Here is a 15,902-nt window from a genome sequence, read left to right as displayed (position 1 = left end):
GGCGGGCGGCCGAACCGGATTAGCCCGGCCGGGGCCCGAAGCACAGAAGGGACGAAAAGCGATGAGCGACGACAGGATCGACACGGCGCTGATGATAGATGCGGTCCGCGCCGGCATGGCGGCGATCCGCGCCCAGACCGGCAGCGGCGTCGACTACAAATCCGACCGGTCGCCCGTGACCGAGGCCGACAAGGCCGCCGAACGGGCCATCGTCGCGGTCATCCAGGGCGGCGGCTGCACCCTGCCGATCGTTGCCGAAGAGGCCTTCTCGGACGGCGAGATCCCGGCCGTCGGCCGGCGCTTCCTGCTGGTCGATCCGCTGGACGGCACCAAGAGCTACATCGCCGGCACGCCCGACTACACCGTCAATGTCGCGGTGATCGAGGACGGGGCCCCGGTCTTCGGCTGCGTCGGCATTCCCGAGACCGGGACGATCTACCATGGCGGGGCAGGGACGCCTGCCATGGTCGAGCGCGACGGGGCCGCGACGCCGCTGGCCTGCCGCAAGGCGGGCGCAGCGCTGGATGTCGTTGCAAGCCGCAACCACCTCGACGATGCGACCCGCGACTATATCGGCCGCCTCGACGTGGCCGAGCGGAAGTCCATCGGATCCTCGCTGAAATTCTGCCTTCTGGCCGAAGCCGAGGCAGACCTCTATCCGCGCTTCGGCCGGACGATGCAGTGGGATACGGCGGCCGGCGACGCGGTGCTGCGCGCGGCCGGCGGACTGACCATCACCCTGGACGGGGCGCCCCTGGCCTATGGCCGCACGCACGCGCCGGACGAGGACGTCTTCGGCAATCCGCACTTCATCGCGCTCGGCGATCGCGCCCTGCTCGATCGACCGGGAATCGTGCCGCAGCCGGCCGGGCGTCAGTAGGCCGACTTCGTCCGCAACAGACTGATCGGCGTCATGGCGAGGATGTAGAGGTCGAGCAGCAGTGACCAGTTCTCGATGTAGTAGAGGTCGTGCTCGAAACGCTTCTGCAGCTTGTCGGGCTGGTCGATCTCGCCGCGCCAGCCCTTGATCTGCGCCCAGCCGGTGATCCCCGGCTTGACCTTGTGACGGCCGAAATAGCCGTCGACGATGGCCACGAACGCCTCGTTGCCGCTGGAAATGGCGTGGACGGCATGGGGCCGGGGGCCGACCAGCGACAGGTCGCCGCGCAGCACGTTGAAGAGCTGCGGCAACTCGTCGAGCGAGGTCTTGCGGATGAAGCGGCCGACGCGGGTGACGCGCTTGTCGCCCTTGGTCACGATCTGCCGGGCCAGCGGATCCGACATCTCGGCATAGAGCGAGCGGAACTTGAACACGTCGACGATGTGATTGTTGAAGCCGTGCCGCTTCTGGCGGAAGATCACCGGACCCTTCGAGTCCAGCTTCACGGCGAGGGCGGTGAGAAGGAAGACCGGAGACAGAAGGACGATGGCGAGGCTGGCGAAGACCACGTCGAAGAAGCGCTTGGCGATCCAGTCCCAGTCCGCCAGCGGCCGGTCGAAGACGTCGATCAGCGGTACGTCGCCGACGAAGGAATAGGTACGCGGGCGGAACCGCAGCTCGGCCGAATGCGCCGACAGCCGGATGTCAAGCGGCAGCACCCAGAGGCGCTTCAGGAGGGACAGGACGCGCTGCTCGGCCGACAGCGGCAGGGTGACGATGAGCATGTCGATGCGGGTGCGGCGGGCGAATTCCACCAGCTCGCTGATATTGCCGAGCTTGGGATAGCCGGCGACGATGGGTGGCGAACGCCGGTCGTCGCGGTCGTCGAAGATGCCGCAGATGCGGATGTCGCTGTCGGGCTGGCCCTCGAGGCTGCGGATCAGGCTTTCGGCGCCGCGGCCACCGCCGACGATGATGGCGCGCCGCTCCATGCGGCCGTTGCGCAGCCAGCGGCGGATCTTGGCGGCCAGCGCCAGGCGGCCGAGCGACAGGAGCACCAGGCCGCAGACGAACCAGCTGCCCATCCAGAACCGGGAATAGGCCGCGTCGTTGAACAGGAAGAACAGGCCGACAGTGAGGAAGCAGAGCGTCAGGCCCCAGGCGATGGCGATCCGCCAGAGCTGGGCGGCCCGACCCTTCAGGACCGAGATCTCGTAGCCGTCGGCCAGATTGATCGCGAGGACGCCGAGCGCCGCGCCGACCAGCGACAGGACGACGTAGGATTCCCACAGATGCGTGGAAACGCCGACATAGCCGACGAAGAGAGCCAGCCCGAGCAGCGTCAGCAGCACGAACTCGACGCCGCGCCAGATGCCCGACAGCATCCGCGGGGTGATGAAATCGTCCTTGTACTGGGCCGCCGCCCGCGCCGCGAAGGCGTTCAGCTCGACCGGCGCATCGGGCTCGGGGAAGCTGACGACCGTTACGTCGTTCAAAGGCAGGCTGGACTCGATCTTCGCCATGTCTGGTCGACTCCCATTCCGCCGGCAGTTCGGGCCGCGACCGCAAGGTCGGCGGCCGACATGCCCACCTCTGTGGGCCGCGCCTGATCTCTCGGCCGCGCAGAATGGAGGCAAAGGGCTAAGATATGCTTGAGCCCTGCCTGGAAATGCGGCGAGGGGCGGGGACGCAATACCTGATCCCGCTTCTCGCGCTGAAACCGATGCCTCGGTTTCGCATGTGTGACCCGCGAACGGCGACCGCCATTAGCCTCACCGGACCGGTGCGGGATCGCCCCGCAGCGGCGCAGTCGGGTCGTGTCAGAACCAGCGCTCCCGGACATAGACCGTGTCGCCGGGCAGGATCGGATCGGAGACCAGCACCCGGCCGGTCAGGATTCGCTTGCCGACCTGGCGGGTGATGTCGACGGTGCCCTGTTCGGCCCGGGGGCTGAAGCCGCCGGCGACCGCGATCGCCTTCTGGACCGTCATCCCGGGGAAATAAGCGTACTGCCCGCCGGTCGCGACTTCGCCCATGATGAAGAAGGGCCGGTAGGTCTCGACCTGCACGGTGACGTCGGGATCGTTGAGATAGCCGTCGCGCAGGCGATTGGCGATCTCGGCTTCGAGCTGGGTGGTGGTGCGGCCGCGGGCCGGGACCGAGCCGACCAGCGGGAACGAGACGTAGCCGGCCTTGTCCACCGGATAGGCATTGGTGAGCCCGGACTGTTCGAAGACTGTGACACGCAGGACGTCGCCGCTGTCCAGGCGATAGGACTGGTTGAGCGCCGCATGGAACGCCGGCGACACCGGCTTGTAGGACGCGCAGCCGGCGAGGGCGCTGATCACGATCGCGAGGATGAAGGCCAGTCTCGGCTTCATGGTCAAGGTTCCCGTGGCACTTCGGCCCAATTGGCATCGCACCGTCATGACCTGTTGTTAGACGGTTAGGGTTAATCGACCGTAAAATGCCGGGCGCCGGGAGCGGGAATTGGCGAGCGCTGCCGAACTGTCCCTTAACGGCACAGTTACCGGCCAATGGCAGGCTGCAGGCGAAGCTCAGGCACCGGAGTGCGCATGTCGCCCTGTTTCCAGACGATCCTCCTTACGCCGCGCGCCGGCATGCCGGCCGCGATGCGTCCCGGCCGCCGTTGCCCCGGTGCGAGGACCCGGCGATGATGGGCGCCGGCATCCATGCCCTCGGCGCCTCGCTCAGCGATTTCGTCGCCCGTGGCCTTGCCCGCCCGTCGGCGCGGTTCGCGAACCGGACGGTCCCATCACGCACAGCGAGCGCTGCTCTCATGCCGCACGACATCCCTGCCGACGCTCCCGCCGCGCCGCGCCATGGCGACGAGGTAGTCACCAGCCGCGAACTCGTCATGGCCCTGCATCGCAGCGCCATCGGCCGCCTGGTGATGCTGTCGGCCGATGGCGGGGAGGGTGGGCTCGGCGGCGTCGAACTCGGCCGTGCCATCGCGCGCGCCGGCATGTCCTGCATCCTGATCGATCTGACCGGCGAGGAGCGGATCGCCGCGGAGACGGGAATTGCGCCGGGCAGTCCCGGCCTGCACGAATTTGCCGAGAACCTGGCGCCGCTCGGCGAGATCATCCATCGCGACAGCCGCGGCGGCTGCCATGTGGTGCTGGCGACGGGCGCGGCGCCGGAGCCGGATTCGCCCGACGTCACGCTGGTGCTGGCCGCCTGCGCCGAGGCCTATGACTGCACAATCGTCGCGCTCGATGCCCGGCGCATGGACGACCTGCCGTCACTCCTCGACGAGGAAACCGCCATCGTGGTGGCCGGGCAGGCGGCAACGCCGGACGGCTACGCGACGATCGCCGGTGACTTGCGGGCGCTGGGCGTCGACGACCTGATTTTCATGCAGTGCGCGGCCACGCGGCGGGCGGGGCGTCGCGCCCCGGATCAACCGGACTGAGGCGGGGCGTTCAGCCGCGCGTCCCGTCGCCGTCCGCCCGATCCTTGCGCGGCACCCGCTCCATCCAGGAGATGATGAACATCGCCGGCACCACCCAGAGAATTCCGGTGAAGAAGAAATACGCCAGATGCACCCAGCCGCTGGCGGTGGGCAGATAGAGCGTCGCCACCGCCGTCGCGACGACGGCATAGACGATGACGAGAACGATCAGCACGACCGCGCCGATGAGCTTTCTGGTTCTGACCGGCATGATCCGCCTCTCCTGTTCGCGCCTTTGCGCCGAGGGCAGGGTGTCGTCCCGCGCTGCCATCGGCCGGCCGTCGCCGTGCCCGACCTCTAGGCCGGCCGGGCCGCCAATGCCAGCCTCGCCCCTGCGACTTTCCTGCGCTTGATCGCCTGGCGCTTTCGGTGCACATGGCACGCGACATGACGACGATCTCCCATTCCGCCGCCGGCCCTGTGGCCCGATCTCCCCGTCTGCGCGACCGCGCCGCGATCCGCTGGTGGCTCTATGTCACCGCGCTCCTGATCTTCGCGCTGGTCCTCGTCGGCGGTGCCACCCGGCTGACCGAGTCCGGCCTGTCGATCACCGAATGGAAGCCGATCCACGGCATCGTCCCGCCGCTTTCTGCCGCCGAATGGGATGAGGAATTCGAGCTCTACAAGCGCATTCCGCAATATCAGCAGCTCAACCTCGGCATGAGCCTCGACGAGTTCAAGACGATCTTCTGGTGGGAGTGGGCGCATCGCTTCCTGGCCCGCGCGATCGGCTTCGTCTTCGCGATCCCGCTGGCCTTCTTCTGGCTGACCGGCCGCATCGAGCCGTTCCTGAAACCCCGTCTCGTCGGCATTCTCGCCCTTGGCGGCCTGCAGGGCGCGGTTGGCTGGTGGATGGTCGCCTCGGGCCTGACCGAACGCACCGATGTCAGCCAGTACCGGCTCGCAACGCATCTGACGATCGCCTGCGTGATCTTCGCCGCAATCATCTGGGTGGCGCGCGGGCTGGCGCCGAAACGCTTCGACATGCCGCCGTCGCGCGGGTCGGCAGGCGTTGCGGCGCTGATCGCGCTGCTGGCGCTCGTCCAGATCTACATGGGCGGCCTGGTCGCCGGCCTGAATGCCGGCCTGACCTTCAACACCTGGCCGCTGATGGACGGCGTCCTGATCCCCGGCGGCCTGTTCGTCATGGACCCGGCCTGGCGGAATTTCTTCGAGAACGTCATGACGGTGCAGTTCATGCACCGGATCGGTGCCTATGTGCTGTTCGTGGTGGTGGTGATCCACGCGGTCGCGTCCCTGCTGCAGGCGGCGGGCAGCGTTCACACCAGGCGCGCTATCTGGCTTTTCGCCGCCGTCTTCGTGCAGGCGCTGATCGGCATCACGACCCTGCTTCTGGCCGTGCCCATCGACTGGGCGCTGGCTCATCAGGCCGGCGGCGTCATCGTCCTCGGATTGGCGGTCGCCCATGCCCGCGCGCTGAAGGGCGAATATCCCGAGCCGGCGCCGGTCGCCTGAGCCGTTTCGCCGCGCGCCGGTTTCGTCGTTCCGTTAACCCGGGACTGCGATGATCCTCGCCATCGGGGCAAGGGCCAGGGCGCGGGATGAGTGTGATCACGGGTGGGGGAGGACGGCAGGCGGTCTCCAAGGCCGAACTCGTCAGCGCCCTGAGCTACGCGCTGGACCTCACCGAAGGCCAGCCCGACGGCCACGGCCTGCGCTGCTGCTGGATCGGCATGAATGTCGGCCTAGCCATCGGCCTGTCCGAGCCGGAAATGGCCGACCTCTATTACACGCTGCTCCTCAAGGACATCGGCTGCAGCTCCAACGCGGCGCGCATCTGCCAGCTCTTCCTGACCGACGACATCGCCTTCAAGCGCGACATCAAGATCGTCAGCGACAGCCTTCCGCACGTTCTGCATTTCGTTCTCAAGCATACCGGCCTGAAGGCCAGCCTCGCCGAGCGCTTCCGCGCCATGGTGGTGGCGCTGGCCAAGGGCGACACGATCTCCCGCGAGCTGATCGAGACGCGTTGCCACCGCGGCGCCGACATCGTCCGCCAGATGCGTTTTCCCGAGACCGTGGCCGCCGGCATTCTCGATCTCGACGAACACTGGAACGGCAAGGGCCAGCCCCAGGGGCTGAAGGGGGAGGCGATCGCCCTGTTCGGCCGCATCGCGCTGCTCGCCCAGGTGGTCGACGTCTTCCACACCAGCGCCGACGCCGACTTCGCCCTGCGCGAAGTGACGGCGCGCAGCGGCAGCTGGTTCGACCCGGCCCTGATCGACGCCTTTACGAAGGTCGCCGCCGCCCCCGCGTTCTGGACGACGCTCAGGGCACCGGACCTTGCTGCAACGGTGATCGGCCTTGCCCCCGACAACAATGCCGAGCTCGCCGACGAGGAGTTCCTCGACAGCCTCGCCGAGGCCTTCGCGCAGGTCGTCGATTCCAAGAGCCCCTATACGGGCGGCCACAGCGAGCGGGTGGCGCTGTTCACCGACCTGATCGCCGAGAATCTGGGCCTGGGCGATCCGCGCCGACGCTTCCTGAAGCGCGTCGCGCTGCTCCACGACATCGGCAAGCTCAGCGTCTCCAACCAGATCCTCGACAAGCCGGGCAAGCTGGATTCCGACGAATGGGCGGTGATCAAGGGGCATCCCGGCTTCAGCGAGGCGATCCTGTCGCGCATCAGCATCTTCGCCGACCTGGCGCGGATCGCCGGCGCCCATCACGAGCGGCTGGATGGTCGGGGCTATCCGAACGGACTGGCGGGTGATGAGATCTGCCTCGACACCCGCATCATCACCACGGCCGACATCTTCGATGCGCTGACCGCCGAGCGGCCCTATCGCGCGGCGATGCCGGTATCGAAGGCGCTGGCGATCATGCGGGCCGATGTGGGAACGGCGATCGACGGGCGCTGCTTCGCGGCCCTGGAAGCGGCGCTCGAGAGCATCGACCGCGCCGCCGCCTGACGCCGCGCGGTCGCTGGCCTCAGCTCAGGGGAACAGCGGCAGCTGGGCGATGCCGGTGGTTTCCTCGAGGCCATAGGCGACGTTGAAATTCTGGATGGCCTGGCCGGCCGATCCCTTCACCAGATTGTCGAGCGTCGAGATGACGATGGCGCGGCCGGGAATGCGGTCGGGCACAACGTTGATCACCACATAGTTCGAGCCGCGGACCATCTGCGTCTGGGGCAGGACGTCCTCGTCCGGAATGGTGATGAACGGGTCGTCCCGATAGGTCTCGATCAGGTGCTCGCGCAGATCCGCCGCGGACTTGCCGGCGGCCAGCCGCACATAGCTGGTGCAGAGTTCGCCGCGGCTCATCGGAATGAGATGCGGGGTGAAGTTGACCCTCAGATCGTCGATGCCGGCGGCCTTGCCGATTTCCTGCTCGATCTCGGCCGAATGCCGGTGCTTGCCGACCGCATAGGGCGACAGGCCTTCGCCGGCCTCGCAGAACAGGGTGTTCTCCTTCAGCCCGCGACCGGCACCCGACACGCCCGACTTGGCGTCGATGACAATGTCTGTGGCGTCGATCAGCGTCGCGCTGGTCAGCGGCACCAGCGACAGCAGCGCCGCCGTCGGATAGCAGCCGGGGCAGGCGATCAGCCGCGCGTCGCGGATGGCCTCGCGGTTGAGCTCGGTCAGGCCGTAGACGGCCTCGCCCTGCAACTCGGTCGCGACGTGGTCGAGCCCGTACCATTCCTTGTAGGCGGCGGGGTCCCGCAGGCGGAAATCGGCCGACATGTCGATGATCTTCGTCTGCGGATAGGTCTCGAAGATCTCCTTGGTGATCGCCTGCGTCGTGCCGTGGGGCAGCCCGCAGAACACCGCGTCGACCTCGCTCCAGGGCGCTTCCTCGATGGTCACCAGATCCGGCAGGTCGATATGGGACAGGTGGCGGAAGACCTGCCGCATGGGCTTGCCGGCGTGGCTGTTCGCCGTGAGGACGGCGATGTCCATGTTCGGGTGACGGGCGGCGAGACGGACGAGATCCGCGCCGGTATAGCCGCTGGCTCCGAGCACACCAATCCTGATCTTGTCGGCCATCAGCCATCTCCTCGCATGGGGTTTCGGGCCCGCAGCGACCTCGCGCGGCGCCCCTGTCATTGCCGGGGTTTATCGAAATCTGGCGCGACGTCCAGACCGGGGCGTCGCGCCGGGGCCGATGTCAGGCCTGCAGCGCGGCCTTCACAGCCGCCACGATGCGGTCCTGCGTCGCCTCGTCCAGATAGGCGTGCATCGGCAGGCTGATGACGTCGCAGGACAGGGCGTCCGAGACCGGCAGTTCGCCGCCCGTCACCGGGAAGTGGCGATAGGCGGTCTGCCGGTGCAGGGGCTTTGGATAATAGATCGCCGTCGGCACGCCGGCCTCGCGCAGGCTGGCGGCGAAGGCGTTGCGGTCGGTGCCCTCCGGCAGGCGGATCGTGTATTGCGCCCAGGTCGAGACGGCGTCGCGCAGGAGCTTCTGCGGCGTCACGACCCCGGCGAGCATCTCCGAATAGCGGGCGGCGACGCGGCCGCGCGTTTCGATCTCGTCCGGGAAGATCGCCAGCTTCTCCATCAGGATCGCGGCTTGCAGCGTGTCCATGCGGCCGTTCATGCCGATGCGGACATTGTCGTATTTGTCCTCGACATTCTGGCCGTGGACGCGCAGCGACGCCATGATCTCGTTGAGTTCGGCATCGTCGGTCTGGACCGCGCCGCCATCGCCGTAGCAGCCGAGCGGCTTGGCCGGGAAGAAGCTGGTGGAGACGACATGCGACCACTTGCTGGACAATTCGCCGTCGATGGTGCCGCCATAGCCCTGGGCGGCGTCAGAGATGAGCTTCAGCCCGTGCGCGTCGGCGATGCGGCGCAGCGCCGGGTAGTCTGCCGGCTGGCCGAACAGGTCGACGGCGATGATCGCCCGTGGCGTCAGCCCGTCCTTGCCGGCGACCTCGGCGATCGCGGCTTCCAGATGCGCCGGGTCCATGTTGAAGGTATCGGCATCGACATCGACGAAATACGGCGTCGCGCCGAGCCAGGCGACGACTTCCGCTGTCGAGGCGAAGGTGAAGCTCGGGCAGAACACCACGTCGCCCGGCTTGATGCCCCAGGCCATCAAGGGCAGCGCCAGCGCGTCGGTGCCCGAGGCGCAGGACAGGGTGTAGGGCATCTGGCCGAATGTGCCGAGCGCCGCCTCGAGCTCGCGGATTTCCGGGCCCATGACGAAGGCGCCATGGTCCAGCACGGTCGCGATGCGGTGATCCACCTTGTGGCGGATCCGGTCACGCTGGGTGGCGAGGTCGATGAAAGGGATGTTCTGGGTCATGGGGCTCGTCTGGGTCGGGTGAATCGCCGCCGCAAAGGCGCGATGCCGTGGTGATCGAAAAGCCGGCGTCCGGCTACTCAAGATTCGTATCAGTCGCTTACGGAGCGTCGTTTCAACGGGTTAGGCGCGTGTCCTGAATCAGGAAGGCAGCGTGTTGAATCACTTTGTCAGCGCGCCGGGCCGCATCATCCCGCCTGCTTCTGCGCCAGCAGGCCGAGCACATACATGGCGACCGTTGCGCCGGCGATCGCCGTCATGTCGCTATGGTCATAAGGCGGCGAGACTTCGACCACGTCCGCGCCGACCAGCCGGAGAGCGCCGAGCCGGCGCAGCACCGCCAGCATCTTGGCGCTGGACGGGCCGCCTGCGACCGGCGTGCCGGTGCCCGGCGCAAACGCGACGTCGAGGCAGTCGATGTCGAAGCTGAGATAGGTCGGCGCGCCGCCGGTGCGCGACAGGATCGCCTCGGCGATGGCCGCGCTGGTCATCTCCTCCACCGCTTCGCCGTCGAGGATCGCGAGGCCGCAATGCTCCGGCGCGTGGGTGCGGATGCCGACCTGGATCGAGGTCGCCGGGTCGATCAGGCCCGCATCCACGGCCGCCTTGACGAAGGAGCCGTGATCGACCCGGGGCTGGCCGTCACCGCCGGTGGCGACGGGCCAGGTGTCCTGATGGGCGTCGAACTGCACCAGCGACAGCTTGCCGTGCCGCGCCACATGCGCCTGCAAGAGCGGGAAGGTGATCGAATGGTCGCCGCCCAGCGTCATCAGGAAACCGGTCCGCGCGATCAGGGCCGCCGCCTCGGCGCGGATGGTCTGGTGCGCCGTCTCCGGCAGCCGGTAGTCGAGCAGGCAGTCGCCGTAATCGACGACGCTCAGGGTTTCGAAGAGATCCGTGTTGAAGGGGAACTGCGGATCATTGTCGAAGATCGCCGAGGCGCGGCGCAGCGCCTGCGGGCCGAAGCGCGTGCCCGGGCGGTTGGAGACCGAGGCGTCGAAGGGAATGCCCCAGACCGTCACGTCGGTGCCGTCGACCGCCTTGGTCTGGCGCCGCCGCATGAAGGAGAGGGCTCCGGCATAGGTCGGGTCGCCCGCCGCGCCGTGGGCGCTGTCGGCGGTGAAGGCATGGTCGATGGACGTGCTGGGCATGGTCACTTCCGCGAGGGAGCGTCGGGGAGGCGGCGGGCCGGAGGTGGCCGGGGCCGGGCGCAGCTCCGATGCGCCAGACCAGCCTGTCGGGCCCACATAAGCAAAAAGCCGCCGGGCGACCACCCGGCGGCTTTGAACTTCGCGGGAGAAAGGGCGGCGGCAGACGCCGCCGCGCCGATCAGCGCTTGGAGAACTGGAAGGACCGGCGGGCCTTCGCCTTGCCGTACTTCTTGCGCTCGACCGTACGCGAGTCGCGCGTCAGGAAGCCGCCCTTCTTGAGAACCGCGCGCAGGCCCGGCTCGTAATAGGTCAGCGCCTTGGAGATGCCGTGGCGAACCGCACCGGCCTGGCCGGACAGACCACCGCCGGCCACCGTGGCGACGACGTCGAACTGGCCGTCACGAGCCGCGGCGACGATCGGCTGGCGCAGCACCATCTGCAGGACCGGACGGGCGAAATAGGCCGTGAAGTCGCGGTCATTGACGGTGATCTTGCCGGTGCCCGGCTTCACCCAGACGCGGGCAACCGCATCCTTGCGCTTGCCGGTGGCATAGGCGCGACCGTACTGGTCGAGCTTCTGCACATGCACCGGGGCTTCCGGCTGTGCGGTGACTTCGGCCGTGCCGAGTTCTTCGAGCGAAGAGAGCTGGGACATTATGCGGCCCTCGAGTTCTTGGAGTTCATGGCCCGGACGTCGAGCGTCTCGGGGGACTGCGCCTCATGCGGGTGCTCGGCACCGGCGTAGACGCGGAGGTTCTTGAGCTGGCGACGGCCGAGCGGGCCGCGCGGCAGCATGCGCTCGATGGCCTTCTCGACGACGCGCTCCGGGAAGCGGCCCTCGAGGATGTGGCGCGCCTTGCGCTCCTTGATGCCGCCGGCATAACCGGTGTGCCAGTAGTACGTCTTGTTCTCGTACTTCTTGCCGGTCAGGACGATCTTGTCCGCATTGATGATGATGATGTTGTCACCATCATCGACATGCGGCGTGAAGGTCGGCTTGTGCTTGCCGCGGAGGCGAAGCGCGACGATGGAAGCGAGGCGGCCGACGACGAGCCCTTCGGCGTCGATCAGGATCCACTTCTTCTCCACCGTCTCGGTCTTCTGCGAGAAGGTTTTCATGTTCTGCCCTTGGGTGTTCGTGAGCATCGTTGCCGGCCGCTGTGGCCGTCGATCTTGGGAAGGCGGCGCGAGCCGGCTCTTCGTGGAGCGGGACATACGGGGCCGCACCGCGTCTGTCAACGTCAAAAGGCGTATCGGCACCCTTCGCGAGCCCCTGTCATGCAGGGGATCGCGGCATTAAGGTATCATGATACCGCAGTGCCGGGCGTGTCTCATCGGGGCGGGATCGAATAGGTCGCCACCGCATGGGCGACCAGCGCCTCGTCCGCGGCATTGGTCAGGGAGATGTCGACGACCGCCAACCGCTTGCCGAGCTTCAGGAGCCGTGCTTCGCCGAGGATGCCGCCGGGCTCGGGCTTGCGCAGGAAGTTGATCGACAGGTTGGTGGTGACGGCGAGCGCCACCGGCCCGATATGGGCGAGGATCGCGACATAGGCGGCGACATCGGCCAGCGCGAAGAGGCTGGGGCCGGAGACGGTGCCGCCGGGCCGCAGATGCCGGTCACTGGCGTCGAGCCGCATGGTCGCCGCGCCCGGGCTGACATCGACGATCGAAAAGCCGCCGTCGCGCCCGCCGAGCTGTGGAAAGTCGCTGTCGAGAAAGGCCTCGAGCTCGGTCAAGGTCATGATCGGCTGCATGCGCGTTCCTCCCGCTCCTGTCCGGGCCGGGCAGATGCCGCCTCCCGACCTGCACCGTCCTAGCTTCGGGGCCCTGCAATGGCCAGTCGGACTGAGGATATCGGCGGGGAGCATCTGCCGGAGCGCGGCGACGATCTTGCGGAAGGCGGGGCGATTCTGTTGAAGGTGGCGGTAACGCCTTCCTTCAGTCGACCGGAACCGATCCATGGCAGACATCTTCGAAATCGCCGATGCGGGCCAGCATCCCGTCGAAATCCAGCGTGCGACGGGCCTGACCCGGATCGTCCTGTCCAGCCCGCCGGCGAACGCCCTGTCGATGACGATGATGGACGCGATCCTCGCCGCGCTTGCCGATGCGGCGGCCGATACCGACAACCGCGTGGTGGTCATCGCGGGGGCGGGCAAGATCTTCTCGGCCGGCCATGACCTGAAGGAACTGACCGCTCATCGCGCCGACGCCGATCGCGGCCGCGCCTTCTTCGAGGCGACGATGCGCAAATGCTCCGAGGTGATGCAGGCGATCGTGCGCCACCCCGTGCCGGTGATCGCCGAGGTCAACGGGCTGGCGACGGCCGCCGGCTGCCAGCTCGTCGCCTCCTGCGATCTCGCCATCGCCTCCGAGGAAGCGCAGTTCTGCACGCCGGGCGTCAATATCGGCCTGTTCTGCTCGACGCCGATGGTGGCGTTGTCGCGCAATCTCAGCCGCAAGCACGCCATGGAGATGCTGCTGACGGGCGAGACCATCGATGCCCGTTCGGCCCGCGAGTTCGGCCTGGTCAACCGGGTCGTGCCGCCGGAATATCTCGGCACCATCGTCGGCAAATACGCCACGACCATCGCCTCCAAGTCGGCGATGACGGTGAAGACCGGCAAGGAGGCGTTCTACCGGCAGGCCGAGATGGGGCTCTCGGACGCCTATGAATATGCCGCCTCGGTGATGACCGAGAACATGCTGGCGAAGGACGCGGAAGAGGGCATCGGCGCCTTCCTGGAGAAGCGCAAGCCGGAATGGACGCACGAATGAGCCCGGCGGAGAGCGCCCCGGGTGCCGCTGCGCCGGCGCCGCTGGTCTATGACGATGCCGCCATGCGTGGCCTGCTCGACCGGGTGCAGACCATCGCCCTCGTTGGCGCCAGCGCCAAGCCGGTGCGCCCGTCCTATTTCGTCCTGAAATACCTCTTGGCCAAGGGCTACCGCGTCATTCCGGTCAATCCGGGCCTCGCCGGTAAGGACCTTCTCGGCCAGCGCTGCCATGCCGACCTCGCCAGCATTCCTGAGCCGGTCGACATGGTCGACATCTTCCGCTCCGCCGATGCCGTGCCGGGGATCGTCGAAGAGGCGCTGGCGATGGATCCGCGGCCCTCAATCATCTGGATGCAGCTCGGCATCCGCAACGATGCCGCCGCGCGAATGGCCGAGGCTGCCGGCCTGACCGTCGTCATGGATCGCTGCCCGAAGATCGAATATGCGCGCCTGTCGGGCGAGATCGGCTGGAACGGCGTCAATTCCCGCGTCCTGTCTTCGAAGAAGCCGGCCATGGGCAAGGGCTTCCAGAGCTACGGGCTGAACCGGACGAAATAGGCGAGGGGCGCCCGGCCCTGCGATCTGGGCGCCGGCCCGATCATCGCGCCGCAAAGCCGGCATGATAGGCGACGCGGCCCGCCGGGATCTCGGGACCGAAGGCAAGGCGCATGAAATACGGCGCCGGCGCATCCGGGTAGCGAAGCTGCGGATCGGCCGCAAAACCGAAGCGGCGATAATAGCCGGGATCGCCAAGCACCACGCAGCCCCTGGCGGCTTGGTTGCGCAGGCGGTCGAGACCTGCCCGCACGAGCGCGCCGCCGATCCCCTGCCGCTGGCGATCGGGCGAAACCGCCACCGGTCCGAGCCCGAACCAGCCGACATCGCGGCCCTCGATCGTCACCGGCGAGAAGGCGACATGGCCGGTGATCTTCCCGTCCGCGACCGCGACGAGCGACAATGTCAGCGCGTCATCGGCGCGCAGCGCATCGACGATGGCACCCTCGGTGCCGTCGCTGTGCGGCGCATCGGCAAAGGCTGCGGTGACGACCTGCCGGATCTCGGCGGCGTCGTCCGGTCGTTCCGGGCGGATGTCGTAGGTCATCGGGGGAGTATAGCGGCGGCGAAGCGGGGCACCACACGATGTGATGCCCCGATGGCCTTATCCGGTGGGCGTCGCCGCGTTGACGAAGTCTGGCACGTCGGCGAGCGGGAAGTCGCGGACCTGGTCCTTGCCCATCCGGCGCTGGCGATTGCGCGGCTCCAGCGCCTGCGGCTGACCCGTCTCCAGCGCCCGCTCGATTGCCTCGATGACGATCATGTCGAGAACGCCTTCCTCGCCGTTCGGCTCGGGCTCGCGGTCTTCCAGGATGCAGTCGGAGAAATAGGCCGTCTCGCCGGCGAACTGGTCGACCACCGGATGGGTCCGCTCCTCGGTCTTGCCACCCCGCGTCAGCCGGAAGTCGATGGAGACGCCCTCGCCGAAGCCGAAGGCCTGGTTGGCCTCGATGATCCCCTCGCTGCCGACCACATGCAGCCGGTCGACGCTGTCGCCGGAATAGCTGACGGTGAAGCTCGCCGCGCGGCCCTCGGTGAAGGAGAGGATGACGCTGACCGTGTCGGCGCAGCCGAGGCCGCGCTCGGGCACCTTCGACGCGACGGCCGTCACCGAGATCGGCTCGGCCTCGAAGAAATTGCGCACGGCGTTGATCGGATAGGCGCCCATGTCGGGGATCGGCCCGGCCCAGAAGCCGTTCTGCGCCCGGTGGTTCGCAGCATCGACATTCTGCGCGAAGGTCGCGGTGAAGAAGCGCGGCGTGCCGATCTCGCCGGCGCGGATCGCCGCCAGGATCGCCTGGGTGCCGGGCTCGGAATGCAGGCGATAGGCCAGCATCAGCCGGGCGCCGGAGGCGCGGGCTGCGGCTTCGATCGCCTCGGCGTCGGAAAGGCTGCCGGCCATCGGTTTTTCTAGGAGCACGTGAATGCCGGCCTTCAGCGCCGACTCGGCGAACTCCCGGTGGCGGAAGTTCGGCGTCGCCACATAGACCGCGTCGATGTCGCCGCTGGCCAGGAGCGCGTCGTATTCGTCATAGCCATAGGGCTTGATGTCGTAGCGCTCGCCGAGCGCGCCAGCCTTCTCAGGGTCGCCGGTGACGATCGCCGTCATGACCGAGTTCGATGTCTGGCCGACGCCCGGCATGAAGGCGCCCTGGGAGATCCAGCCGCCGCCGACGACGGCGTAGCGGATCTGTCCGTTGGAATTCGGCATGCGTGATGTCCCCTGGTGGTTCGTTCGATCCTCGCAGAATGGCTGGCATGCGCGGCGGTTGCATTCCCGGTCCTGC

The 15,902-nt window shown here is 67.7% G+C and carries 17 protein-coding genes; 6 read left to right on the top strand and 11 right to left on the bottom strand.

Annotated features, from left to right (window positions below; all coding sequences use genetic code 11):
- Window positions 1–61 precede the first annotated feature (61 nt).
- Window positions 62–880 carry a 3'(2'),5'-bisphosphate nucleotidase CysQ family protein gene (locus tag J3367_RS18830; protein WP_024351317.1) on the top strand — a complete coding sequence of 273 codons (819 nt, stop codon included), beginning with the start codon at window positions 62–64 and terminating at the stop codon, window positions 878–880.
- Here J3367_RS18830 and J3367_RS18825 read toward each other — a convergent pair.
- Both J3367_RS18825 and J3367_RS18820 read right to left on the bottom strand, forming a co-directional pair.
- The gene (locus J3367_RS18825; protein ID WP_421462108.1) at window positions 874–2,403 is read right to left on the bottom strand and encodes an undecaprenyl-phosphate glucose phosphotransferase; all 1,530 of its coding nucleotides are present in this window, start codon (window positions 2,401–2,403) and stop codon (window positions 874–876) included. The genes J3367_RS18830 and J3367_RS18825 overlap by 7 nt on opposite strands.
- Window positions 2,404–2,700: 297 nt before the next feature.
- Complete coding sequence (locus J3367_RS18820; RefSeq protein ID WP_024351315.1) at window positions 2,701–3,261, bottom strand: polysaccharide biosynthesis/export family protein; 561 nt, start codon at window positions 3,259–3,261, stop codon at window positions 2,701–2,703.
- An 86-nt stretch (window positions 3,262–3,347) separates the two neighbouring features.
- On the opposite strand from J3367_RS18820, the gene J3367_RS18815 reads away from it, so the two are divergent.
- Window positions 3,348–4,316 carry a hypothetical protein gene (locus J3367_RS18815; RefSeq protein WP_187390632.1) on the top strand — a complete coding sequence of 323 codons (969 nt, stop codon included), beginning with the start codon at window positions 3,348–3,350 and terminating at the stop codon, window positions 4,314–4,316.
- Between the two features lie 10 nt (window positions 4,317–4,326).
- Here J3367_RS18815 and J3367_RS18810 read toward each other — a convergent pair whose 3' ends face one another.
- On the bottom strand, window positions 4,327–4,566 hold the full coding sequence (locus J3367_RS18810) for a DUF2842 domain-containing protein (protein WP_024351313.1): 240 nt from the start codon (window positions 4,564–4,566) through the stop codon (window positions 4,327–4,329).
- Window positions 4,567–4,730: 164 nt separating this feature from the next.
- Between J3367_RS18810 and J3367_RS18805 the strand changes: the two genes are divergently transcribed.
- Together J3367_RS18805 and J3367_RS18800 are read left to right on the top strand one after the other, a co-directional pair.
- A complete protein-coding gene (locus J3367_RS18805; protein WP_373279295.1) occupies window positions 4,731–5,831 on the top strand; it encodes a COX15/CtaA family protein in 1,101 nt (366 codons plus the stop codon).
- Window positions 5,832–5,917: 86 nt separating this feature from the next.
- Window positions 5,918–7,288 carry an HD-GYP domain-containing protein gene (locus J3367_RS18800; RefSeq protein WP_024351311.1) on the top strand — a complete coding sequence of 457 codons (1,371 nt, stop codon included), beginning with the start codon at window positions 5,918–5,920 and terminating at the stop codon, window positions 7,286–7,288.
- 24 nt (window positions 7,289–7,312) lie between these two features.
- On the opposite strand, the gene argC is transcribed toward J3367_RS18800, so the two are convergent.
- The 6 genes from argC to J3367_RS18770 all read right to left on the bottom strand — a co-directional run bounded on the left by argC (window position 7,313) and on the right by J3367_RS18770 (window position 12,537).
- Window positions 7,313–8,368, bottom strand: a complete 1,056-nt coding sequence (argC, locus tag J3367_RS18795) for an N-acetyl-gamma-glutamyl-phosphate reductase (RefSeq protein ID WP_421462104.1) — start codon at window positions 8,366–8,368, stop codon at window positions 7,313–7,315.
- A 121-nt stretch (window positions 8,369–8,489) separates the two neighbouring features.
- Window positions 8,490–9,632 (bottom strand): DegT/DnrJ/EryC1/StrS family aminotransferase, encoded by a 1,143-nt coding sequence (locus J3367_RS18790; protein ID WP_421462102.1) that lies wholly within the window; start codon window positions 9,630–9,632, stop codon window positions 8,490–8,492.
- 185 nt (window positions 9,633–9,817) lie between these two features.
- Window positions 9,818–10,780, bottom strand: a complete 963-nt coding sequence (gene speB, locus J3367_RS18785) for an agmatinase (RefSeq protein ID WP_421462100.1) — start codon at window positions 10,778–10,780, stop codon at window positions 9,818–9,820.
- Between the two features lie 178 nt (window positions 10,781–10,958).
- A complete protein-coding gene (gene rpsI / locus J3367_RS18780) occupies window positions 10,959–11,435 on the bottom strand; it encodes a 30S ribosomal protein S9 (protein WP_024351307.1) in 477 nt (158 codons plus the stop codon).
- The gene (gene rplM / locus J3367_RS18775; RefSeq protein WP_024351306.1) at window positions 11,435–11,899 is read right to left on the bottom strand and encodes a 50S ribosomal protein L13; all 465 of its coding nucleotides are present in this window, start codon (window positions 11,897–11,899) and stop codon (window positions 11,435–11,437) included. Before rplM ends, rpsI begins: the two co-directional genes overlap by 1 nt.
- A gap of 212 nt (window positions 11,900–12,111) precedes the next feature.
- Window positions 12,112–12,537, bottom strand: coding sequence for a PaaI family thioesterase (locus tag J3367_RS18770; protein WP_421462097.1), 426 nt, complete (start codon window positions 12,535–12,537; stop codon window positions 12,112–12,114).
- A 205-nt stretch (window positions 12,538–12,742) separates the two neighbouring features.
- On the opposite strand from J3367_RS18770, the gene J3367_RS18765 reads away from it, so the two are divergent.
- Together J3367_RS18765 and J3367_RS18760 are read left to right on the top strand one after the other, a co-directional pair.
- Window positions 12,743–13,561, top strand: coding sequence for an enoyl-CoA hydratase (locus J3367_RS18765; protein ID WP_421462096.1), 819 nt, complete (start codon window positions 12,743–12,745; stop codon window positions 13,559–13,561).
- Window positions 13,562–13,623: 62 nt separating this feature from the next.
- On the top strand, window positions 13,624–14,118 hold the full coding sequence (locus J3367_RS18760) for a CoA-binding protein (RefSeq protein WP_421462146.1): 495 nt from the start codon (window positions 13,624–13,626) through the stop codon (window positions 14,116–14,118).
- A 40-nt stretch (window positions 14,119–14,158) separates the two neighbouring features.
- Here J3367_RS18760 and J3367_RS18755 read toward each other — a convergent pair whose 3' ends face one another.
- Both J3367_RS18755 and J3367_RS18750 read right to left on the bottom strand, forming a co-directional pair.
- The gene (locus J3367_RS18755; protein ID WP_187390638.1) at window positions 14,159–14,662 is read right to left on the bottom strand and encodes a GNAT family N-acetyltransferase; all 504 of its coding nucleotides are present in this window, start codon (window positions 14,660–14,662) and stop codon (window positions 14,159–14,161) included.
- Window positions 14,663–14,719: 57 nt separating this feature from the next.
- Complete coding sequence (locus tag J3367_RS18750; protein ID WP_421462094.1) at window positions 14,720–15,826, bottom strand: Gfo/Idh/MocA family protein; 1,107 nt, start codon at window positions 15,824–15,826, stop codon at window positions 14,720–14,722.
- Between the last annotated feature and the right edge of the window lie 76 nt (window positions 15,827–15,902).

Source organism: Aurantimonas sp. NFXS3 (assembly GCF_049132005.1).
Taxonomy (GTDB): domain Bacteria; phylum Pseudomonadota; class Alphaproteobacteria; order Rhizobiales; family Rhizobiaceae; genus Aurantimonas; species Aurantimonas coralicida.
Note: the sequence above shows the minus strand (reverse complement) of the source record. Positions and strands in the feature narration are given on the sequence as shown.